This window comes from Rothia sp. HMSC075F09, assembly GCF_001810515.1.
In the GTDB taxonomy this organism is placed as follows: domain Bacteria; phylum Actinomycetota; class Actinomycetes; order Actinomycetales; family Micrococcaceae; genus Rothia.
Genome location: NZ_KV801792.1, coordinates 147,575 through 169,318, shown reverse-complemented (window position 1 = coordinate 169,318; position 21,744 = coordinate 147,575). Strand labels below are relative to the sequence as shown.

25 protein-coding genes are annotated in these 21,744 nt (G+C 57.3%); all 25 read left to right on the top strand.

Annotation, left to right across the window (positions count from 1 at the left end):
* Positions 1-262 precede the first annotated feature (262 nt).
* The 25 genes from HMPREF2749_RS05795 (at position 263) to ppk2 (ending at position 21,623) form a co-directional block, all read left to right on the top strand.
* Positions 263-2,998 carry an LPXTG cell wall anchor domain-containing protein gene (locus HMPREF2749_RS05795; protein ID WP_070593729.1) on the top strand — a complete coding sequence of 912 codons (2,736 nt, stop codon included), beginning with the start codon at positions 263-265 and terminating at the stop codon, positions 2,996-2,998.
* Positions 2,999-4,500: 1,502 nt separating this feature from the next.
* Positions 4,501-5,139: a YncE family protein gene (locus HMPREF2749_RS09405; protein ID WP_239663374.1), complete on the top strand. Its 639-nt coding sequence runs from the start codon at positions 4,501-4,503 to the stop codon at positions 5,137-5,139.
* A gap of 657 nt (positions 5,140-5,796) precedes the next feature.
* Positions 5,797-6,168, top strand: a complete 372-nt coding sequence (gene rplN / locus HMPREF2749_RS05785; RefSeq protein WP_005504986.1) for a 50S ribosomal protein L14 — start codon at positions 5,797-5,799, stop codon at positions 6,166-6,168.
* A gap of 3 nt (positions 6,169-6,171) precedes the next feature.
* Complete coding sequence (gene rplX / locus HMPREF2749_RS05780; protein ID WP_005504988.1) at positions 6,172-6,507, top strand: 50S ribosomal protein L24; 336 nt, start codon at positions 6,172-6,174, stop codon at positions 6,505-6,507.
* Positions 6,507-7,067 (top strand): 50S ribosomal protein L5, encoded by a 561-nt coding sequence (gene rplE / locus HMPREF2749_RS05775; protein WP_005505001.1) that lies wholly within the window; start codon positions 6,507-6,509, stop codon positions 7,065-7,067. Before rplX ends, rplE begins: the two co-directional genes overlap by 1 nt.
* A 73-nt stretch (positions 7,068-7,140) precedes the next feature.
* The gene (gene rpsH, locus HMPREF2749_RS05770) at positions 7,141-7,539 is read left to right on the top strand and encodes a 30S ribosomal protein S8 (protein ID WP_005505003.1); all 399 of its coding nucleotides are present in this window, start codon (positions 7,141-7,143) and stop codon (positions 7,537-7,539) included.
* Between the two features lie 27 nt (positions 7,540-7,566).
* On the top strand, positions 7,567-8,103 hold the full coding sequence (gene rplF / locus HMPREF2749_RS05765) for a 50S ribosomal protein L6 (protein ID WP_005505004.1): 537 nt from the start codon (positions 7,567-7,569) through the stop codon (positions 8,101-8,103).
* 2 nt (positions 8,104-8,105) lie between these two features.
* Positions 8,106-8,465 carry a 50S ribosomal protein L18 gene (gene rplR, locus HMPREF2749_RS05760; RefSeq protein WP_005505006.1) on the top strand — a complete coding sequence of 120 codons (360 nt, stop codon included), beginning with the start codon at positions 8,106-8,108 and terminating at the stop codon, positions 8,463-8,465.
* Between the two features lie 29 nt (positions 8,466-8,494).
* Positions 8,495-9,139: a 30S ribosomal protein S5 gene (gene rpsE / locus HMPREF2749_RS05755; protein ID WP_171840195.1), complete on the top strand. Its 645-nt coding sequence runs from the start codon at positions 8,495-8,497 to the stop codon at positions 9,137-9,139.
* Between the two features lie 2 nt (positions 9,140-9,141).
* On the top strand, positions 9,142-9,348 hold the full coding sequence (gene rpmD, locus HMPREF2749_RS05750; RefSeq protein ID WP_004005265.1) for a 50S ribosomal protein L30: 207 nt from the start codon (positions 9,142-9,144) through the stop codon (positions 9,346-9,348).
* A 2-nt stretch (positions 9,349-9,350) separates the two neighbouring features.
* Positions 9,351-9,797 carry a 50S ribosomal protein L15 gene (rplO, locus tag HMPREF2749_RS05745; protein WP_005505008.1) on the top strand — a complete coding sequence of 149 codons (447 nt, stop codon included), beginning with the start codon at positions 9,351-9,353 and terminating at the stop codon, positions 9,795-9,797.
* Positions 9,798-10,077: 280 nt separating this feature from the next.
* On the top strand, positions 10,078-11,385 hold the full coding sequence (gene secY, locus HMPREF2749_RS05740; RefSeq protein WP_012903060.1) for a preprotein translocase subunit SecY: 1,308 nt from the start codon (positions 10,078-10,080) through the stop codon (positions 11,383-11,385).
* Positions 11,382-11,945: an adenylate kinase gene (locus HMPREF2749_RS05735; protein ID WP_005505015.1), complete on the top strand. Its 564-nt coding sequence runs from the start codon at positions 11,382-11,384 to the stop codon at positions 11,943-11,945. The genes secY and HMPREF2749_RS05735 overlap by 4 nt, the downstream gene beginning before the upstream one ends.
* Before the next feature lie 119 nt (positions 11,946-12,064).
* On the top strand, positions 12,065-12,904 hold the full coding sequence (map, locus tag HMPREF2749_RS05730) for a type I methionyl aminopeptidase (RefSeq protein WP_049349258.1): 840 nt from the start codon (positions 12,065-12,067) through the stop codon (positions 12,902-12,904).
* A 123-nt stretch (positions 12,905-13,027) separates the two neighbouring features.
* Positions 13,028-14,242 carry a dual-specificity RNA methyltransferase RlmN gene (gene rlmN, locus HMPREF2749_RS05725; RefSeq protein ID WP_049349259.1) on the top strand — a complete coding sequence of 405 codons (1,215 nt, stop codon included), beginning with the start codon at positions 13,028-13,030 and terminating at the stop codon, positions 14,240-14,242.
* Between the two features lie 286 nt (positions 14,243-14,528).
* Positions 14,529-14,750: a translation initiation factor IF-1 gene (gene infA, locus HMPREF2749_RS05720; protein WP_005505018.1), complete on the top strand. Its 222-nt coding sequence runs from the start codon at positions 14,529-14,531 to the stop codon at positions 14,748-14,750.
* A gap of 124 nt (positions 14,751-14,874) precedes the next feature.
* Positions 14,875-14,988 (top strand): 50S ribosomal protein L36, encoded by a 114-nt coding sequence (gene rpmJ, locus HMPREF2749_RS05715; protein ID WP_004005257.1) that lies wholly within the window; start codon positions 14,875-14,877, stop codon positions 14,986-14,988.
* Positions 14,989-15,167: 179 nt separating this feature from the next.
* Positions 15,168-15,536 carry a 30S ribosomal protein S13 gene (gene rpsM, locus HMPREF2749_RS05710; RefSeq protein WP_005505026.1) on the top strand — a complete coding sequence of 123 codons (369 nt, stop codon included), beginning with the start codon at positions 15,168-15,170 and terminating at the stop codon, positions 15,534-15,536.
* 68 nt (positions 15,537-15,604) lie between these two features.
* Positions 15,605-16,012 carry a 30S ribosomal protein S11 gene (gene rpsK / locus HMPREF2749_RS05705; protein ID WP_005505028.1) on the top strand — a complete coding sequence of 136 codons (408 nt, stop codon included), beginning with the start codon at positions 15,605-15,607 and terminating at the stop codon, positions 16,010-16,012.
* Positions 16,013-16,150: 138 nt separating this feature from the next.
* Positions 16,151-17,143, top strand: coding sequence for a DNA-directed RNA polymerase subunit alpha (locus HMPREF2749_RS05700; RefSeq protein WP_005505031.1), 993 nt, complete (start codon positions 16,151-16,153; stop codon positions 17,141-17,143).
* Positions 17,144-17,248: 105 nt separating this feature from the next.
* The gene (rplQ, locus tag HMPREF2749_RS05695; RefSeq protein WP_005505032.1) at positions 17,249-17,902 is read left to right on the top strand and encodes a 50S ribosomal protein L17; all 654 of its coding nucleotides are present in this window, start codon (positions 17,249-17,251) and stop codon (positions 17,900-17,902) included.
* Between the two features lie 174 nt (positions 17,903-18,076).
* Positions 18,077-19,042, top strand: coding sequence for a tRNA pseudouridine(38-40) synthase TruA (gene truA / locus HMPREF2749_RS05690; protein WP_049346446.1), 966 nt, complete (start codon positions 18,077-18,079; stop codon positions 19,040-19,042).
* Between the two features lie 365 nt (positions 19,043-19,407).
* Positions 19,408-19,851: a 50S ribosomal protein L13 gene (gene rplM, locus HMPREF2749_RS05685; RefSeq protein ID WP_005505035.1), complete on the top strand. Its 444-nt coding sequence runs from the start codon at positions 19,408-19,410 to the stop codon at positions 19,849-19,851.
* Between the two features lie 32 nt (positions 19,852-19,883).
* On the top strand, positions 19,884-20,375 hold the full coding sequence (gene rpsI / locus HMPREF2749_RS05680; protein WP_005505036.1) for a 30S ribosomal protein S9: 492 nt from the start codon (positions 19,884-19,886) through the stop codon (positions 20,373-20,375).
* A 180-nt stretch (positions 20,376-20,555) separates the two neighbouring features.
* Positions 20,556-21,623 (top strand): polyphosphate kinase 2, encoded by a 1,068-nt coding sequence (gene ppk2 / locus HMPREF2749_RS05675; protein WP_049346444.1) that lies wholly within the window; start codon positions 20,556-20,558, stop codon positions 21,621-21,623.
* Positions 21,624-21,744: the final 121 nt, after the last annotated feature.

Genomic DNA, 21,744 nt, shown 5'->3' with positions numbered 1-21,744 from the left:
ATCCATGAGTAGACGCTGCTAGAGAAGAAAACGCATGTGGAGGCGGAATTAGGGCGAAAAAATGAAAAGTAATACGTGAGTAAGGCGCCTGGGGTCTGCGGAATCCGATGAGCAACACTTGAAAACAACCTGATTAGGGACTTATTATCAACTTTATAGTTGCTTAGCATAACCTTTCCTAATAATTAGTCGGGTGGCTTTGCACCTTCCGGAGGTTGCACGACCTTTGGAGAAGTACCACTACACATCATTGAGGATTATCATGACTTCTTCACCCAAGCCCTCACGTAAGCTGCTCGCCATTGCTGGCGCACTTTCCGTTGTTGCAGGCTCTTTCGCTGCCGTTCCCGCTACCTTTGCGGCAAACGTCTCCGCATCCGTTCCCGGCGGGAACTCCCAGAACTCCACTGAGGAATGCCGCCACATTGCAGTGAGCGCTACCCAGTACCAGGGCCTGCCCGGCCAGTACCAGCTGGCATACTCGGCAGCAACCTCCTCCCTCTACACTTCCTTCTCCTCCGGCCGCCCGCCGATTCTGACCGGTGGCGTCGGCACCTGGAACGTTGCATCCACCCCGAGCCTTGCTACTGTCTACCAGTTCCCGACCACGGACTTTATTGCACGTGGCGCTACCGCACCGACCGGTAAGCAGATTGAATCTCCCTACGGTATTGCCTACGACGAAGCAACCGGATACGTATGGGTGACCCAGACCCGCGTCAACAAGGTATCTGTCTTCGATCCCGCGACCAACAAGATTATCTGGAGCAGTGCAGAAGGCGACGTCAACCACCCTCGTGAGGTACGCATCGACCCCTCCAGCGGCAAGGTCTTTGTATCTGGCTCCGGCGGCATTAGTGTCTTCGACACCACTCGGCACGCCCTGGTCAAGAAGATTGAATTCACCGACGCCAAGGGCGAATCTGACATCGCAATGAACATGCACGTAGACTCCGCTGATGGCAAGCTCTACGTACCCTCCTTGAGTGCCGGCACCGTGAAGGTGATTGACACCAAGAGCTACGAGGTTGAGAAGACCATTCAGCTGCACAAGGAAAATGCTGAAGCTACTCTGAACCCCTCGGACGTCACTATCGACAAGTCCCTGAAGGAAATCTACGTCAGCACCCAGGGTGACCGTAAGGGCACTAACTCCGGTATCACCGTCTACGACCTGGAAACTGGTGCCTACAAGAAGACCATTCCTTTCGGCAACCAGGCCCTCGCTCTCGCCTCCGACGAAGCCCGTGACCTGCTGTACGTGACCGATTACGGTACCGGCAACGTCGGTGTTGTTGATGCACGAACCGGCACCGTTGTTTCTCAGGTGTCTACCGGTGCGACCAGCGGCGCAAATGATGTTCTGGTCACCGCAGACGGCAGTGCATACGCTGTAGCACGCAGCATTGAAGGCGCTTCCGCTATCGAAACCGACTACACCATCGATAAGACCACCGGCGAATACCGCACCTCTAGCACCGAGCCCAAGGGCAAGGACAACGCAGACTCCCCGATTACTCCCGGCGTCATGGTGAAGATCAACACCACCGTTGAAACCACCGCGAAGCCTGCTGCACAGGCTTCTTCTGAAGAACTGGTGAAGACCTACGCCGACGGCGCTAAGCTCTACGCCGTGAAGGACTGGACCACCGGTGAAACCCTGAAGCTGCGTGGCGAAGGTTTCAAGACTCAGGACGGTTCAAAGGGCTCCGTACTCGCAGTCAAGCTGAACAAGGGCCGCATCTCCGCGAAGGAAGAGCCGAAGCTCAACGGTGCTGAGGGCAACAGCGCCGGCGTCTGGGCGTACATCCAGGCAGATGAGAATGGTAACTTCACCGCTGAGCTGCCGTACCCGACCACTGAAAACTCCAACCTGAAGGAAAACCTGAAGAGCGGCGATAAGGTATCTGTCTTCCTGCTCTCCGGCTCCATGGTTGAAGGCGATACCGCACGTGGTGGTGAAGCGCTCTCCGCAACTGTTGCAGAGAAGAAGGCAGACACCGCTGCGACCTGCGCACCGGCAGAAACTACCCAGGTCGCTGCTGCTCCCTCTGGCGTGACTACCACTTACCCCGCCGGTACTAAGCTGAGCCTGCCTGGTGGCAACGAGCCCACTCCGGCTCCGAGTGAGTCTGCTAAGCCTGAGCCGACTACTCCGGCTCCGAGCGAGTCTGCTAAGCCCGAGCCGAGCACCCCGGCACCCTCCGAAAGCGCAAATTCCAATGAGGTTGTGCACGAGTACAAGGACGGCGCTAAGGTCTACTTCCCCAAGACTTGGGACGGCCAGAAGCTGACCTTCCGCGGTGAAGGCTTCAAGACTCTGGACGGTAAGGGCTCCGTTATCGCGGTCAAGCTGAACAAGGGCGCTATTTCCGCGAAGGAAGAGCCCAAGCTCGAAGGCGTTGAAGGCAATAGCGCAGGCATCTGGGCATACATCAAGGCGGACGAAAACGGTAACTTCACCGCAACCATCGACCGCCCCACCGTGGCAAACTCTAACCTGACTGAAGAACTGAAGACCGGCGATAGCGTTGCTATCTACCTGCTCTCCGGTTCCCTGACCGAGAACGATAACGTGCGCGGTGGTGTGGCTGCAGAATACACCTTCAGCGTTGAAAACCAGGCACCTGCGCCGAAGGTTTCGGAACCGAAGGCATCCGAGTCGGCTAACGCACCTGTAACTAACCCCTCTGCTGCTCCGTCTGCACCTGCAGATTCTAAGGAACAGGCAAAGGACCAGCCTGCTAAGGATCAGTCCAAGGCTCCCGTGGACTCTTTGAAGTCCGAGGCTCAGAAGAAGGACAGCACCGCCCCGAAGACCTCCGGATCTTCGTCGCAGAACGTCACCTCTTCCAGCAACGGCTCGACCTCTTCGAACTCCTCGAAGTCTTCACTGGCTAACACCGGTGCTTCGGGCGTCGTCATTGCAGCCGGAATTGGCGTTCTTGCCCTGGTCGTTGGCGCAACCGTGCTGGTAGCACGTCGCCGCAAGGCATAGCCCGTACCCCACGGCAGCCCACGATACTACCGCTTGGCGGTAGCGAAAGAGGTAGAGCGGGATCTGCTAGATATTCAAGAACCCGCTTGACTCTCTGAAACTGCCGATAGGCGCTGAAAGGGGCGGTACCCATCGAACCGATGGGTACCGCCCCTATCGTTTTGCCTATACGTCTGTATTCGAGCGGAAGGCCTAGACCAGGATCAGAAGTAGTAGCGGGGGAGAGCGGAAGAGAAGCGGAGGAAGGGTGAAGCGCACCCTCTGCGCTCGCCCGCCCTTATTTGACGAGTTAACAGCCTGAAGAATGAAGTGCGGGATTCTAACGCCTCAAATACGAAGAAAACCCGCACCGAAGTGCGGGTTTAGTGTCAAAGCGAGGTTCGGTCCCTAGACAAACGGATTAGCGAGGAAAAAGGGACCCAAGAAATCTGTCCGATAAGGACCGAACCTCTTGTTTGACGCATGCGTCTCTTCTATTATGGTACATCTCGCTGATTTTCGCACCTTGAATCGCGATTTTTGCTAAAAAACTTGATTTTTGAAAAAACAACCCTTAATTTCTAAATTTTTAAGCAGATTTTTTCAGAACGCTGTTTTGAGGGGGTCAGAGGTGAAGAAATATTACAAAATCTATGGCTCTGTTCGACTCGATATAAGTCTTTTAGTTCTAGAAGATGCCGATAGTTCTAGATATATGTCTTTTATGCTAATTATGTTTAGATTGTAAAGCTTTCATGGGGTAAATTTGCCCCGCTCAGAGCCGGAGGGGAGAACAGCTCCGGATGCCAATATAGGACCTCTTGAGGATGAATTTCGTAGTGCATGGACTGCACTAGAAAAGCCTCAAAATGGTGGGCAAAGCGTAAGATATACAGCAGAAAGCTCCGGATGCTAAGCCCGCAAAATATAAGGTGAGCTAGCCTCCAAACTACACAACTCTGGAGATACTTATGGTTCCCCCTGTCGCAGGAGAAGAGCAGAAGAACGTGCCGGATGCTAAGCGTTTTTCCGTGGATCGTTCCGCGGGACTTGCTGGCCAGTATCAAGTGGCATACAACCCTGAAGAGAACGTTCTTTTTGTAAGTGGAAGCTATAACCACACAAAGACCCACGGCACTCTCTGCGCCACAATTGCTCGCATAAACGCGGATACCCTGCAGATTGAGCAGACGGCTACTCTGCCCGTTATCCCGGAAAATAACCCCGAACTAGCAAACCTCTTCCAGGTTCAAGCTGCCTATGGGTTAGCCGCAGACAATGAACGGGGGCTTCTCTGGACCGGAGGAACCCACACAAACTCGGTTACCGCATACTCCCAAAAGGACCTATCGCGCGTATGGGATTCTCTCGTTCTAGAAGTAGAGATGCTGACTCCGCGTGAGCTATACGTCGCACCCAACGGTGCCGTACTCGTTACCGGAATGGGCGGCTACCAGGTGATTTCTGCACCCACCGCAGAGGGGGAACGTAGGGTTAGCCCCCTTCAAGGGGAAGGCCCTGCCATGCTACTAGGACCCGTAGCGGACGAAAGCCGTAGCCTCCTGTACATCCCGAATATTATGCGAGATGAAATCTGGGTTGTGGATATGAATACCTGGGAGCTTGCACGCAAGCTGCCCGTAATTGGCGGGGAAGACGCCAATACTCCAGTCGGTGTTCACGGTGTGGAGATTGTTTCGACGCGCGGTGAACTATATGTCTCTGCGCAAGGGCGCGAGGGTAAGAATGGCGGTCTGTATGTTCTGAGCTTTGAGGGTGAGCACCTCGCTTATCTTCCGTTCGGAAAGATGCCCACCGATATCTTGCTCGATGCAGAACGTCACCTGCTCTATGTTGCTGATTTCGGTGGCAAGGGGGAGGCGGCAGTTGCTGGTGGCGGAACTATTACCGTCATTAATACGCTCAATCGAGCCATTATTGACACCGTGCAGGTGGCTCCCACCCGCATTAACCACCAGGTCCTGTTGAAGGACGGGAGTGTCATTGCTGTCGATAAAGCAGGAGACTACCCCGCAGCTGAGGTTCCCTACGTGCTGGATGCAAACTCTGGCGAATACTACGAGGCTGCAGAAGAGACTCGACCGGGAGAACCTCCTCGCCCTATCGTTCGTGACGGTATCGCGAAAGTATATATGCCCTAGCTGATGAGTGAAGAGCGGCTGAGCCGCCTATGTCGTGTCTGCTGTGCTCTCGCGTCGTATGCATGTTTGTGTAAGGAGCGGAACCGCGGTGATCTCCCGCCAGCCCCGCGGCAAGTCTGTCGTGGAGGGACATTAAAGCGTAGTAAAATATTAATATCTATCTTCTTTGTTTGACACATTGTTTGATAGATTTCTCGAGGCCCCTTCAGTTTCTTATGCGTCAGGAACTACACGAAGGGGCCTCCTGCTTTAAGTGTCAAATAAGGGGCCTTCTCAATCGATGGTGATGTGGGGTATGGGGTTTTTGCTCTCTAAGCCCGGCTATCCCCAGAGATAGGGTGGAGGAGACTGAAATCATAGTCGGCAAACTCTTGCGCTACATACCTGCTTCCTGTACAGTGTTAAGACTGTGTGGCTGTATCCAAATAGCCGCACAACCACGGGCTTCTCGTGCCAGTGCATAATGCCGCTATTTACGGGTGGGATACGCCCGCTTCACGCGGGTCCAAATGCTTCTGGCATGGGTTTGCCCCAGGCGTTTCCGCTAACCCCTTCCATAGAGTTGGGGCCCGGGGCGTCAACCAATCCCGTAAAAATGTTCCGCAAGGCTGGCTCGCGCCTAAAGCGAGTCGGAACCGGCGAGACGACAGGAGAAATATGATTCAGCAGGAGTCGCGACTGAAGGTCGCCGACAACACTGGTGCGAAGGAAATCCTGACCATCCGTGTTCTCGGTGGTTCCTCGCGTCGCTACGCAGGCATCGGCGACATCATTGTCGCAACCGTCAAGGATGCAATCCCCGGCGGTACCGTAAAGAAGGGTGACGTTGTTAAGGCAGTCGTCGTCCGCACCAAGAAGGAAACCCGTCGTCCCGACGGCTCCTACATCAAGTTCGACGAGAACTCCGCAGTGATCCTGAAGAACACTGATGGTGATCCCCGTGGTACCCGTATCTTCGGCCCCGTGGGTCGTGAGCTTCGCGACAAGAAGTTCATGAAGATCGTTTCGCTGGCTCCGGAGGTGCTCTAATTCATGGCTAAGATCAAGTCCGGCGACCTGGTTCAGGTTATTTCCGGTGCAGATAAGGGCAAGCAGGGCAAGGTTCTGAAGGTTCTCCCCAAGGAAAACCGTGTGATTGTTGAGGGCGTCAAGGTCGTCACCAAGCACACCAAGGCTAACCCCCTGACCGGCGCAGCAGGCGGCATTCAGAAGGTTGAGGCACCGATCCACGTTTCTAACGTTGCGATTGTTGACCCCGAGACCAAGAAGCCGACCCGTGTTGGTTTCCGCCTCGAGACTGTAGAGCGTGACGGCAAGGAGCGCACCGTTCGCGTGCGCGTTGCTAAGCGTTCGGGTAAGGACATCTAATGACCGAAACCAAGATCACCCCCCGCTTCAAGACCAAGTACGCTGAGGTCGTCGTTCCCGCTCTGCAGGAAGAGTTCAAGTACGAGAACGTCATGCAGACCCCGAAGATCGTTAAGGTCGTCGTAAACATGGGTGTTGGCGAGGCAGCTCGCGACGCAAAGCTCATGGACGGCGCAATCCGCGATCTCACCGCAATCACCGGTCAGAAGCCGATTGTTACCCGCGCTAAGAAGTCCATCGCACAGTTCAAGCTGCGCGAAGGTATGCCCATCGGCGCACACGTCACCCTGCGTGGCGACCGCATGTGGGAATTCCTGGACCGCCTCGTCACCCTGGCGCTGCCCCGAATCCGCGACTTCCGCGGCCTCTCGGACCGCCAGTTCGACGGTAATGGTAACTACACCTTCGGTCTGACCGAGCAGTCCATGTTCCACGAAATCGATCAGGACTCGATCGACCGCGTGCGTGGTATGGACATCACCGTGGTGACCTCCGCGAAGACCGACGAAGAAGGCCGTGCAATCCTGAAGGCACTGGGCTTCCCGTTCAAGACCAACTAACGACTACGTTGTAGGTCCAGACCCCGTTACCGCGGGGTAGGGAAACCACAACGAGGAAGGGCTAAAGCCCACAATGACTATGACTGATCCGGTCGCAGATATGCTGACCCGTTTGCGTAACGCAAACTCCGCATACCACGACACCGTATCCATGCCCTACTCCAAGCTGAAGGCTCGCATTGCTGAGATCCTGAAGGCTGAGGGCTACATCGCCGACGTGAAGGTTGAGGATGCAAAGGTCGGCAAGACCCTGACCCTCGTCCTCAAGTACGGTCCGTCCCGCGAGCGTTCCATCGCTGGCGTGCGTCGTATTTCCAAGCCGGGCCTGCGTACCTACGCAAAGTCCACCAACCTGCCCCAGGTTCTGGGTGGCCTCGGCATCGCAATCCTGTCCACCTCTTCGGGTCTGCTCACTGACAAGCAGGCTGCGAAGAAGGGCGTGGGCGGCGAAGTCATCGCTTACATCTGGTAGTCGGTTAGAAGAGAAAGGAAGAGAATAATGTCACGTATTGGACGTCTCCCCATCTCGGTTCCCGCCGGCGTTGAGGTTAAGGTCGATGGCAACCTGGTTACCGTTAAGGGCCCGAAGGGCGAGCTCTCCCACAAGGTAGCTTCCCCCATCACCGTGGCTCTGAACGAAAACGAGATCGTTGTATCTCGTCCGAACGACGAGCGCCTGTCTCGCTCGCTGCACGGTCTGACTCGTACCCTGATTCAGAACCTGATTATCGGCGTTACCTCCGGCTACGAAAAGAAGCTGGAAATCGTTGGTACCGGTTACCGTGTGACCCCGAAGGGTAACGACCTGGAGTTCGCTCTGGGCTACTCCCACCCGATCAACATCACCGCTCCCGAGGGTATTACCTTCGCAGTGGAGGGTGCTAACAAGCTGACCGTGTCGGGTATCGACAAGCAGCTCGTTGGTCAGGTTGCAGCAAACATTCGTGGTCTGCGTAAGCCCGATCCCTACAAGGGTAAGGGTGTTCGCTACGCAGGTGAGCACATCCGCCGCAAGGTCGGAAAGGCTGGTAAGTAAACATGGCTATCAAGTCGAAGGCAGCGCAGCGTGCACGTCGTCACGCTCGCATCCGCAAGTACGTTTCGGGTACCGCTGCGCGTCCGCGCCTGTGCGTCACCCGTTCGACCCGTCACATGTTCGTTCAGGTTATCGACGATGTCAAGGGCGTAACCCTGGCATCCGCTTCCACCATGGAAGCAGAGCTGCGTGCAGCTGACCTGGACAAGACCGCTAAGGCAAAGCGCGTTGGTGAGCTCGTTGCAGAGCGCGCCAAGGCAGCTGGTGTTGAGGCAGTCGTGTTCGACCGCGGTGGTAACAAGTACCACGGCCGTGTTGCAGCCGTTGCTGACGGTGCACGCGAGGGAGGTCTTGCACTCTAATGAGCGAGCAGAACGTAAAGGAAACTCAGGTGAGCGAAGCAGTAGTAGCTGAAACCGCTGAGACCTCCAACCAGCGCGAGGAGCGCCGCAACAACCGCGGCGAGCGTCGTGGCCGTGGTGAGCGCCGTAACAACCGCGCTCGCGAGGAGGAGAAGGACAAGTACATCGAGCGCGTTGTGACCATCAACCGCGTTTCCAAGGTCGTCAAGGGTGGTCGTCGCTTCAGCTTCACCGCACTGGTCGTCGTTGGTGACGGTAACGGCCTGGTCGGCGTTGGCTACGGTAAGGCTAAGGAAGTTCCCGCAGCAATCTCCAAGGGTGTCGAGGAAGCAAAGAAGAACTTCTTCCGCGTTCCCCGCATCGAAGGCCGCACCATCCCGCACCGTGTGCAGGGTGAGGCAGCTGCAGGCGTTGTGATGCTCCGCCCGGCAACCGCTGGTACCGGTGTTATCGCAGGTGGCCCCGTGCGTGCAGTACTCGAGTGCGCAGGCATTCACGACGTGCTGTCCAAGTCGCTCGGTTCCTCCAACCAGATCAACATCGTTCACGCAACTGTTGCAGCACTCAAGGAGCTCGAGGAGCCCCTGGCAGTGGCAGCCCGCCGTGGCCTGCCCACCGATGAGGTTATCCCCAGCTACCTGCGCAACACCAAGTCTGAAAAGGCAGGTGCGTAGTAATGGCCAAGCGTATTCAGCCCAGCGACGCAAAGCTGGAAATCACCCAGGTCAAGTCCTATGTTGGTCAGAAGCAGAACATGCGCGACACCCTGCGTTCCCTGGGCCTCAAGCGCCCCGGCAACAAGGTAGTCCGCACTGCTGACCCCGTCACCGTTGGCATGGTTAACACCGTTGCTCACCTGGTGAAGGTTGAGGAGGTCAAGTAAAGATGGCAGAAGCTATCAAGATTCACGATCTGCGCCCGGCACCGGGTGCCCACAAGGCAAAGACCCGCGTTGGCCGCGGTGAAGGCTCCAAGGGTAAGACCGCAGGTCGCGGTACCAAGGGTACCAAGGCACGTTACCAGGTTCGTGCAGGCTTCGAAGGCGGCCAGCTGCCGCTGCACATGCGCCTGCCGAAGCTGCGCGGCTTCAAGAACCCCTTCCGCACCGAGTACCAGGTTGTTAACCTGGACCGCATCCAGGAACTGTTCCCCAACGGTGGCGACGTCACCGTCGAGGCACTGGTTGCTAAGGGTGCCGTTCGCAAGAACGAGCTCGTGAAGGTTCTGGGCAACGGCGAAATCTCCGTCAAGGTGAACGTTGTTGTTGACAAGGCATCGGCTTCCGCTATTGAGAAGATCGAGGCCGCTGGCGGTTCTGTAACCGTTAAGTAGTCTTCAAGACGAGAAAGCCCCCGTCCGTACACTGTACGGCGGGGGCTTTTTGCTGCTCGGAAAGACTCACAACGGGATATATTCCTGTATTCGTATATTTGAACGCTTGGTGTGCGCCACATTTGGCGTTCAAAAATCACGCTAAGAGAATATAAAAGCTACATAATCTGCTAGGGAGTTATCGTTACCCGCTCCAAACACGATAGACTGGAAGATGTGTTTACTGCGCCCTAAAACTCTTTGAGAGGGATGGGCGCCCCATAGACTTACAGGAGGACATGTGCTGAGCGCATTCGGGCGAGTCGTCAAGACCGCCGATTTGCGGCGTAAGCTGCTGTTTACCCTGGCAATGATTGTGCTGTACCGCGTGGGCACTTTCATCCCCGCGCCAGGCGTTTCCTACGGAAATGTACAGCAGTGTCTGAACGCCAATGTTACAAGCGGTGGCGTCTACGATATCGTCAACCTCTTCAGTGGTGGCGCACTGCTGCAGCTTTCGATCTTTGCCCTCGGCGTGATGCCGTACATTACCGCGTCCATTATCATCCAGCTGCTACGCGTGGTCATCCCGCGATTCCAGGAGCTGCACGATGAGGGCGCGCAGGGTCAGGCAAAGCTCACCCAGTACACCCGCTACCTGACCATCGCTCTTGCTCTGCTGAATGCAACCACCATCGTCTCGATGGCACGCTCTGGCGTTCTGCTGGGTAACTGCCCGGGCATCATCCCCCAGGACGACGTACTGCACATCCTGCTGATTATCGTCACCCTGTGTGCAGGTACCACCGTCATCATGTGGATGGGTGAGCAGATTACCGAGCGTGGCGTCGGCAACGGTATGTCCCTGCTGATCTTCACCTCCATCGCTTCCTCCTTCCCGAGCGCTCTGGGCTCCATCCAGCGCACCCACGGTTGGGGTATCTTCGCGGCTGTCTGCGGTATTGGCCTGCTGGTCATGCTTGCCGTGGTCTACGTGGAACAGTCCGTTCGCCGTATCCCCGTGCAGTATGCAAAGCGCATGATTGGTCGACGCACCATTGGCGGCACCAGCACCTACATCCCGCTGAAGGTCAACATGGCCGGCGTGATCCCGCTGATCTTCGCGTCCTCCCTGCTGACCCTGCCCGGCCTGATTGCCCAGTTCAACACCCCCACCGACGGCTCCACCCCGCCGGACTGGGTCAACTGGATTAACGCATACCTGGTGCGCGGCGATCACCCGCTGTACATTGCTCTCTACTTCTTCATGATTATTGGCTTCGCGTACTTCTACGTGGCGGTCACCTTCGACCCGGTAGAAGTAGCGGACAATATGAAGAAGTACGGTGGCTTCATTCCCGGCATCCGTGCGGGTAAGCCCACCGCGCGTTACCTCAGCTACGTACTCAACCGAATTACGTTGCCTGGCGCACTTTACCTGGGTGTAATTTCCATGATTCCCCTGGTAGCGCTTATCCTATTCAACGCAAACCAGAATTTCCCGTTCGGCGGCGCCTCGCTGCTGATCGTGGTGGGTGTTGGTCTTGATACTCTCAAGCAGATCAACGCTCAGCTCCAACAACGAAACTACGAAGGACTGCTCCGATGAACCGTCTGCTCATCGTCGGCCCTCCCGGTGCAGGTAAGGGCACCCAGGCCGTCAAGATCGCTGAAGCGCTGAAGATTCCCGCGATTTCCACCGGTGATATCTTCCGTAAGAACATCAAGGAAGAGACCGAGCTGGGCAAGGAAGCGAAGTCGTACATCGACTCCGGCAACCTGGTTCCCGACTCTGTCACCAACAACATGGTGCGCGCACGTCTGGAGGAAAGCGACGTCGTCAACGGCTTCCTGCTCGACGGCTACCCCCGCAACACCTCCCAGGTGCACGAGCTAGACTCCATCCTCGAAGCCAAGGGTGAGAAGATCGATCGAGTTCTCCTGCTGGTTGCAGACAACGACGAACTCGTTGAGCGTCTGCTCAACCGCGCAGCAGAGCAGGGTCGTACCGATGACAACGAAGAGGTCATTCGTCACCGCCTGAAGGTCTACGAAGAAGAGACCGCACCGCTGATCGCAATCTACCGCGAACGCGGCATCGTCAAGGAAGTTAACGGCCTCGGCGAGATTGCTGAAGTCACCGAGCGCATCCTCGACGCTCTGAAGTAATCTTCTGCTGTACCCCCGCAATTTGAGGTGCATGATGCATCACAAAGACTTGCGGGGGTACAGTGCTGTCTGTAGAGTTCTAAGCTTGGGCGCACCGCCCCTATACCTAAGGAGCCAGAATGGCACGAGTCGAAATTAAAACCAATGCACAGCTTCAGCAGATGGCTCGTGCAGGAGTCATCACCAGCCGCGCGCTCGATGCGGCAGTGGCGGCAGCTCGCCCCGGCGCAACCACCGCAGAGGTGAACGCCGCTTTTGAACGCACCATGCTGGAACTGGGTGGCACCTCCAACTTCTACGGCTACTACGACTACCCGGCAACCGTATGCACCTCCGTCAACCATGAGGTCGTTCACGGCATCCCCGGCGACTACGTGCTCAAGGACGGCGACATCCTTTCTATCGACGGTGGCGCATACGTTATCGACCCCGCAACCAACCGCCAGTGGCACGGCGACTCGGCACGTACTGTGCTGGTCGGTGACAATGTGAGCGAAGCACGCGCAGAGCTCTCCGCCGTCACTCGCGAGGCAATGTGGCACGGCATCGCCGCTCTGGCAACCGCAAAGAAGGTCGGCGAAATCGGCCTTGCCATCGAAGCATATGTGACCGAAGAATACGGCGATAAGTACGGCATTATTGAAGACTACGTGGGCCACGGCATCGGTTCCCAGATGCATATGGCACCGGACGTACTGAACTACGCAGTGCGTGACATGGGGCCGAAGATCAAGCCCGGCATGGCTTTCGCTATTGAGCCGATGCTTGTGACTGGTTCCATCGAGACCAAGGTGCTCTCCGACGACTGGACCGTTGTAACCGTTGACGGCTCCGATGCCTGCCAGTGGGAGCACTCCGTTGCTGTGCATAGCGAAGGTATCTGGGTCCTGACTGCAGAAGACGGCGGCGCCAGCGAACTTGCTCGCTTCGGCGTAATCCCGGTTCCGATCCCCGCCTAACTCTCACCGCTGGGGAGGGGAACCCACCTTTAGCTGCCCCACCTCCACCCGAAGAAACCGGCGAATCCGGTCCGGTGCGTGATAGCGCATCCGAAAGCATCCACATCACAAGGAAGAAGCTCCATGAGCGAAACTCTCAATAGCAGCGAGGCAACCGCACCCGCTACGACCAAGGTGCCGGTTGAAATCTCGAACGTTCGCCCCGCACCCGGCCAGATTGCCTTGAAAGCACCGCGCCGTGCGAAGCCGCCCAAGCACATCGCTGACTTCGACATGGCTGGTCGCCGCGAATTTCTGAAGGAACTGGGCTACCAGTCGTTCCGTGCGTCCCAGCTGTCCAAGCACTATTTTGAGCGTCTGGTCACTGACCCCGCCGAAATGACTGACCTGCCGGCTAAGGACCGCGAGCAGATGGTCGCACAGGCGATGCCCCAGCTTCTGACCCCGGTCCGTACCCTCGAGGCTGACGGTGGCGATACCCTGAAGGTTGTGCATCGCCTCTTTGACGGTGCGCTCATCGAGTCCGTCATCATGCGCTATGACAACCGCGTGACCATGTGCATCTCTTCGCAGGCTGGCTGCGGTATGAACTGCCCCTTCTGCGCAACCGGTCAGCAGGGTTTGACCCGTAACCTGTCCACTGCAGAAATTGTGGAGCAGGTCGTTGCCGGTGCCCGCTACCTTAAGCAGATGAAGGGCCTGGAAGAAGCAGAAGGCGGCTCTGAGGATACTCGTCCGCTGCGTGTTTCCAACATTGTCTTCATGGGTATGGGCGAGGCGCTCGCTAACTACAAGGCAACCATGGGTGCTGTGCACCGCCTGATTGATCCTTCCCCCGAGGGCCTCGGTATTTCTGCTCGTGGTCTGACCATGTCGACCGTGGGTCTGGTGCCCGGCATTCGTAAGTTTGAGCTGGAGAAGCTGCCCATTACTTTGGCGCTGTCCCTGCACGCTCCGGATGATGAGCTGCGTGATGAGCTAATCCCGATTAACCAGCGTTGGAAGGTCGACGAGACTCTGGACGCTGCGTACGACTACTACCGTACGACCGGCCGCCGCGTCTCCATTGAGTACGCGCTGATTCGCGATATTAACGATCAGGGCTGGCGTGCGGATCTGCTCGGTAAGAAGCTGGCGCAGCGCGGCCGTGGTTGGGTGCACGTGAACCCGATTCCGCTGAACCCGACCCCGGGTTCGAAGTGGACGGCATCCCGTAAGGGCGTTGAGCAGAACTTTGTGGAGCGTCTGCGTGCCCACGGTATTCCGACGACTATTCGTGATACTCGCGGTTCCGATATTGATGGAGCATGCGGTCAGCTTGCCGCTAAGGAAGACTAAGCAGTTGAGCTGTGACCGGTGAACGGTGCCCCTTTCCTGCGGAGGGAAGTCAATAAGACTTTCAGGAACGTGGGGGAGGGGCTTCTTCCTTTTAAACATTAAGTGCCTGATGTCATAAAAATCACGGTTGTTTTTCCACGGCCTTTGCCGTAGAGTTAACAGTTGGTTGTTTGTGCCAGTGTTAAGTGCGCCTTAAAACGCCCTATCGCCTCACCGAGGTGAGCTCACAAACAGAAGATACAATTGCCCGCCGCACCTGCGACGGGCACCGACGTTAGCGGAGGATATGGCTAAGAAAGACGGCGTCATCGAGATTGAAGGCTCTGTGGTTGAAGCTCTGCCCAACGCGATGTTCCGTGTTGAGCTGGATAACGGCCACAAGGTTCTCGCACACATCTCGGGCAAGATGCGTCAGCACTACATTCGCATCCTGCCTGAGGACCGAGTAGTAGTGGAACTGAGCCCCTACGACCTTTCCCGAGGTCGTATCGTCTACCGTTACAAGTAAACCCGAGATAAACGTCGCCCCTGACGGCGTTTAAATCGTGTTCAAAGGGATAACGCAGTTCCCCAACGTAAGTGAGGGAACCTCTTATCTCGCCAGTAATCAAGTTGCAATCAAAAGGAATGCGATGAAGGTCAAGCCGAGCGTTAAGCCGATCTGCGATAAGTGCAAGGTGATCCGCCGTCACGGTGTGGTCATGGTGATCTGCGAAAACCCGCGCCACAAGCAGCGCCAGGGCTAATCCCTAGCAGCTGACTTCATAACCGCCCCAACAGGGGGCGGAATTGTCATAGGCACCGCTCCGAAGCAACGCCCACGAGGCGACTTCGGATACCTCCGGACTCAGAGGCCGGGGACCGGGTCAGAACAACCCGGGCAGTGATGCTATAGACCTCTGGAAAACAACAAGGAGAAGCCAGTATGGCACGTCTCGCTGGAGTTGATATTCCCCGCGAAAAGCGCGTGGAAGTTGCTCTCACTTACATCTACGGCGTGGGCAAGACCCGTGCACACGAAACCCTCGCTGCTACCGGCGTCAACCCTGACACCCGCGTCAAGGACCTGACCGACCAGGAGCTCGTGGCACTTCGTGACTTCATCGAAGGCAACTACAAGGTTGAAGGTGATCTTCGCCGCGAGGTTGCAGCTGACATCCGCCGTAAGGTTGAAATCGGTTCCTACCAGGGCCTGCGCCACCGCCGCGGCCTGCCGGTTCACGGTCAGCGCACCAAGACTAACGCACGTACCCGCAAGGGCCCGAAGCGTACCGTCGCAGGTAAGAAGAAGTAAGCAACGTTGCTCTGTTGGATATCTCTATCCGACCAACGTATTAGAAAACCTTTGTAGGAGAATCAAAAATGCCTCCCAAGACTCGCGCTGCGGCAGCTCGTAAGACCAACCGCCGCAAGGTTAGCAAGAACATCGTTGCTGGTCAGGCTCACATCAAGTCGACCTTCAACAACACCATCGTCTCCATCACCGATCCCACCGGTGCAGTGATCTCCTGGTCCTCCGCTGGCGACATGGGCTTCAAGGGCTCCCGTAAGTCCACCCCCTACGCCGCACAGCTGGCTGCTGAGGCTGCTGCAAACCGCGCCAAGGAGCACGGCGTCCGCAAGGTTGACGTGTTCGTCAAGGGCCCCGGTTCCGGTCGCGAAACCGCAATCCGCTCCCTGCAGGCTGCAGGCCTCGAGGTCGGTTCGATTCAGGACGTTACCCCCGTTGCACACAACGGTTGCCGTCCCCCGAAGCGCCGCCGCGTCTAATTAGGTCCCTGACCTAATCCCTCGACGGGTGCGCTCCACGGAGCTGTACCCGGAGAGTACAGACACCCGTCTGCTTCCTAAGATATGTTTTCCCCAACCTGTGGGCTCATATAGCGGAGCTCACCGAAAGGAAACAAAGTGCTTATTGCACAGCGCCCCACTCTGACTGAAGAGGTCGTAGCGCCCAACCGCTCGCGCTTCACCATCGAGCCTCTGGAGCCCGGTTTCGGCTACACCATGGGTAACTCCCTCCGCCGTACTCTGCTGTCCTCCATCCCCGGCGCCGCTGTTACCAGCGTCCGCATTGATGGCGTACTGCACGAGTTCAGCACCGTTCCCGGCGTGACCGAGGACGTCACTGAGATCATCTTGAACATCAAGAAGCTCTCCATCTCTTCTGAGAACGACGAGCCCGTCGTGGCCTACCTGCGCAAGCAGGGCGAAGGTGAACTGACCGCAGGCGACATCGAGGTTCCCGCTGGCGTGGAGATCCACAACCCGGAACTGCACCTGGCAACCCTGAACGCCTCGGCAAACTTCAACGCTGAGCTGGTTATCGAGCGCGGTCGCGGCTACGTGACTGCAGCTCAGAACAAGGTCGGCGATGGCGAGATTGGCCGTATCCCGGTTGACTCCATCTACTCCCCGGTTCTGAAGGTTACCTTCAGCGTGAACGCGACCCGTGTTGAGCAGCGCACCGACTTCGACAGCCTGACCCTGGACGTCGAAACCAAGGAAGCCATCGCACCGCGTGACGCCGTTGCTTCTGCAGGCAGCACCCTGGTCGAGCTCTTCGGCCTTGCACGTGAGCTGAACATTGCAGCTGAGGGTATCGAAGTTGGCCCGTCGCCCGCCGACGAGTCCATGGCCGCTGATTTGGCACTGCCGATCGAGGACCTGAACATGTCCGTCCGCTCCTACAACTGCCTCAAGCGCGAGGGCATCCACACCGTGGGTGAGCTCGTGACCCGCAGTGAAGCTGACCTGATGGATATCCGTAACTTCGGTGCTAAGTCCATTGACGAGGTCAAGGCAAAGCTCATCGAGCTCGGCCTGGCTTTGAAGGACTCCCCTCCCGGTTTCGAGCCTGCTGCACGCCCGCTTGATGACGAAGACGGTTCCGGCGAATAATTTCGACCGAATAGTTCACCCGGTTCCACCGGGATCAGTCAAACTTGATTCCCTAAGAGGCTCCGCTGCTGGGGCGTTAGGGAACGCAACTATGGAGATTTAACTATGCCTACTCCCACTAAGGGTCCCCGCCTCGGCGGTTCCCCGACCCACGAGCGCCACATGCTCAACAACCTGTCGGCGCAGCTGTTCCAGCACAAGCGCATCACCACCACCCTGACCAAGGCAAAGCGCCTGCGTCCGGTGGCAGAGCGCTTCATCACCTTCGGTAAGAAGGGCGACCTGGCTGCTCGCCGTCGCGTGCTGCGTTCCATCACCGACAAGTCCGTCGTGCACGAGCTCTTCACCGTTATTGCTCCGGCAATGGCAGAGCGCCCCGGTGGTTACACCCGCATCATCAAGATCGGTAACCGTAAGGGTGACAACGCTCCCATGGCAGTCATCGAGCTCGTCATGGAGCCCGTTGCAACCAAGGGTGCAGTTGCTGAGGCAACCAAGGTTGCTGAGAAGGCAGCTGAGGCTCCCAAGGCTGAAGCAGCTGAGGGCCTGCCCGCAGGTTCCCACGCACCCCTGGAGTCCGGCGAGGCTCCCGAGGGCTTCGAGGTTAAGGGTAACGCCGATTCCATGAAGTACCACGTGCCCGGTTCCCGCTGGTACTCCAGCACCAAGGCTGAAATCTGGTTCGACTCCGCTGAGTCGGCAGAGGCTGCAGGTTACGCCCCCGCAGGTGGCGCAGCAGCACAGAAGGTTTCCGAGTAATACGGATCCCAGCTGATTTAGGCTAAGCCTAAAATATGTCAATCCGCCGTCCACTGCTGTGGGCGGCGGATTGGTGTATCTGCATACTTAACGAGGAGACGGTTCTTTGCGCATTCGCTATCCAAGAGCCGGCCCGTAGTCTTCAATCGTCCTTTACCGCTGAAAGGCACACCAATGCATAACGCTACTTCTTTAGAGAATTACGAAGAGCAGCCCTTCACCGCTACGCACCGCGTGCGAATTGATTGTGCTTACGACGGTTCTCTTTTCAGCGGGTGGGCAGCCCAGCCGAACCTGGTCACCGTGCAGGGAGTTATCGAGAACGCCCTCGAGCTGATTCTGCGGGCGCCTCACCGTGTGGTGGTTGCGGGTCGAACGGATGCGGGAGTCCACGCAGAAGCCCAAACCTTGCACTGCGATCTGAGTGATGAGGACTGGACTCGCCTGCAAGGCCGAACGGGGGAGGACGATCCGACGGCTGCCCTGGGACGCCGCCTCACCGGTGCCCTGCAACGCTGCCTCTACGATGCGGAAGAGCAGTTGAATTTGCCGAAGAACGTTCGCGGTATTCTGCAGGGTGCTATTCAGATTCACCGCGTGAGCGAAGTTTCTTTTGAATTTGATGCACGCTTCTCGGCTACCGGTCGCCGCTACGTATATCGCGTTGCAGATGGCGCGGCGGACGGTCTTAACCCTCTGCACCGTACCTACACCTGGGCGGTACCTGAGCACCTGGATTGTGCTGATCTTAACCAGTCGGCCCAGCAGCTACTCGGCCTGCGTGATTTTCTCTCCTTCTGCAAGCCGCGTGAAGGAGCGACCACGATTCGTGAGCTGCGAGAGCTTAGCTTCACTCGTACTGAAAGTGGCCTTATTGAGGTGCGTGTGGTGGCTGATGCCTTCTGTCATCACATGGTGCGTTCACTTGTGGGTGCGCTGGTACTCTACGGCACGGGTAAACGTGACGCCGCCTGGTTGCGTGAGCGGATCGAGAACCCGGGACGCGAGGCTTCGCTGACTCTGGCGCCTCCCCATGCTCTGGCACTAGCTGAGATTTACTACCCTGCCCCGGAGTTGTATGGAGAGCAGGCGGAACGTGCTCGAGCAAAGCGTGAGGACCACGAAGTACAGAGCGCTTAACGCCCTGTATATATTGAGCCCCGTCACGTTGCTCATGCACCGTGAAGCGTCGCGGGGGAGCGCAACTACCTCAGGTGAATTACACGGATGGAATTTAAAATGTGTTTAAGGCAAAAAAAGCCCTATTTTTAAGGCTTTGGCGGTGGATTAAGCACTCGACGTCCTGTATAGTCTTGATATGTTGTGCGTGTTCTACCCGAGCGCGCTCTAAATCGCTGTCTAGTTGCAGGACGTTAAGGCGGTATAGAGTACGGGCAGAACGGGCGGCAGCTCGGTCCTCACCCGGGTGTTCGTCATGCACGTAAGTAAAAGGCGCGATACCCAACTAAGCGCCGTATGTACATTTCGAGACAAAGGCCAATATTTTGCGCACTTATACTCCCAAGCCCGGCGAAGTCGAGCGCCAGTGGCACGTCATTGACGCCACCGACGTTGTTCTCGGCCGCCTCGCAAGCCAGACCGCTATCCTGCTGCGCGGTAAGCACAAGCCGACTTTTGCTCCCCACGTTGACACCGGTGACTTCGTTATCATCGTGAACGCTGAGAAGGTCGCCCTGACCGGTGCAAAGCTCGAGCAGAAGCGTGCATACCGCCACTCGGGTTACCCCGGCGGTCTGAAGTCCGTGAACTACGCAGAGCTGCTTGAGACCAACCCCGTTCGCGCGGTTGAGAAGGCTGTTAAGGGCATGCTGCCCAAGAACAAGCTTGCTGCACAGCAGCTCAAGAAGCTGAAGGTCTACGCTGGCCCCGAGCACCCGCACGCGGCACAGCAGCCCAAGACCTACGAATTCAACCAGGTCGCCCAGTAATTCGGGCCTACGAAGAAACAATAGGAGAAATCGTGGCTCAGAACGAAGAGCAGATCGTAGTCGAGGAAGAGCTGACCAGCTACACCTCGGAGTCCGCTGCCCCCGCAGCGGCTAAGGCAGCACGTCCGGCACTGACCGTTGCAGGCGCAGCAGTTGGTCGCCGCAAGGAAGCAGTGGCACGCGTTCGCGTTGTGCCCGGTTCCGGTAACTGGACCATCAACGGTCGTAGCCTGGAAGACTACTTCCCCAACAAGCTGCACCAGCAGGACGTCAACCAGCCCTTCAAGCTCCTGGAGCTCGAGGGTGCATACGACGTCATCGCACGCATCAACGGTGGTGGCCCCTCCGGTCAGGCAGGTGCTCTGCGCCTGGGTATCGCTCGTGCACTGAACGAGATTGACCGCGAGAACAACCGCCCCGCACTGAAGAAGGCTGGTTACCTGACCCGTGACGCACGCGTCATCGAGCGTAAGAAGGCTGGTCTTAAGAAGGCACGCAAGGCTTCGCAGTTCTCCAAGCGTTAATCGCTGGTTTTCACGAAGCGTTACGCCCCGCTTCTCCTTCGGGAGAGTCGGGGCGTTTTGCGTATCTACTCACCGTGAGCGTTACAAGGTTATAGGGTGCATATAACTGTTACGTTTGTTCATCGAAGAGCACACCGGTAGAGTTAAAGAGTCAAAGCAGACAGGAAGAAAAGAGTACTCATGGCAGAGCAGAATCCCTCCACCCAGCCCGAAGAGAAGGCAGTGGAGGCTCCTCAGACTGAAGCCCACCAGCACGCCGCTGGAGGCGCACACGCACACACCGGTTCTGAGAAGAAACAAGCCATCAAGGAAGCCCTGAAGCCCCAGGCACGCCGTACCTCCGTCGTTGAAGACTACTCGGCAGAGCTGGACGAAATGGCTTCCCTCACCCGCGCCCTCGGCAAGGACAAGAAGGACGACGAAACCTCGCAGGCATGGAAGAAGGGTTACCCCTACGACACCAAGCTCAGCCGTAAGGCATACGAGAAGGAAAAGCGCGCCCTGCAGATTGAGCTGCTGAAGCTGCAGCTCTGGGCTAAGTCCACCGGTCAGAAGATTCTCATCATCTTCGAAGGCCGTGACGCAGCAGGTAAGGGCGGCTCCATCAAGCGCTTCACCGAGCACCTGAACCCCCGTGGCGCTCGCGTTGTGGCACTGGAGAAGCCGACCGACATCGAGCAGACCCAGTGGTACTTCCAGCGCTACATCAAGCACCTGCCCTCCGGCGGCGAAATCGTCCTGATGGACCGCTCCTGGTACAACCGTGCCGGCGTTGAGCGCGTTATGGGCTACTGCACCCAGGCACAGTACTTCGAGTTCATGCGCGAAGTTCCGGACCTGGAGCGCATGCTGGTGAACTCCGGTATCCATATCATCAAGTTCTGGTTCTCCGTCACCCGCGAAGAGCAGCTCGCACGCTTCACCTCCCGCCGTACCGACCCGGTCCGCCAGTGGAAGCTTTCCCCCACCGACCTGGCATCTCTGGACAAGTGGGACGACTACACCGCGGCAAAGGAAGCAATGTTCTTCTACACCCACACCGGTGACGCCCCCTGGACCGTTATCAAGTCCAACGACAAGAAGCGCGCACGTCTGGAAGCAATGCGTTACGTGCTCTCCCAGTTCGACTACCCCTCCAAGGACGAGGCAGTCGTGGGCGAGCTCGACTCGCTGATCGTTCGCTCCGCATCACACGTCTTCGAGGACGAGTCCGGTGACTCCCCCGACGGCTTCCCCGTCGTCAAGTAAGCGTGGATAAATAGGGGAGAATAAAAACTCAACCCTACGGCGATAGAGCCGCCAAATAGCTTGCATTATGAAGGTGCCTGTCTCTCTTTTCCCAACCCCGGGAACGGAGAGCAGGCACCTT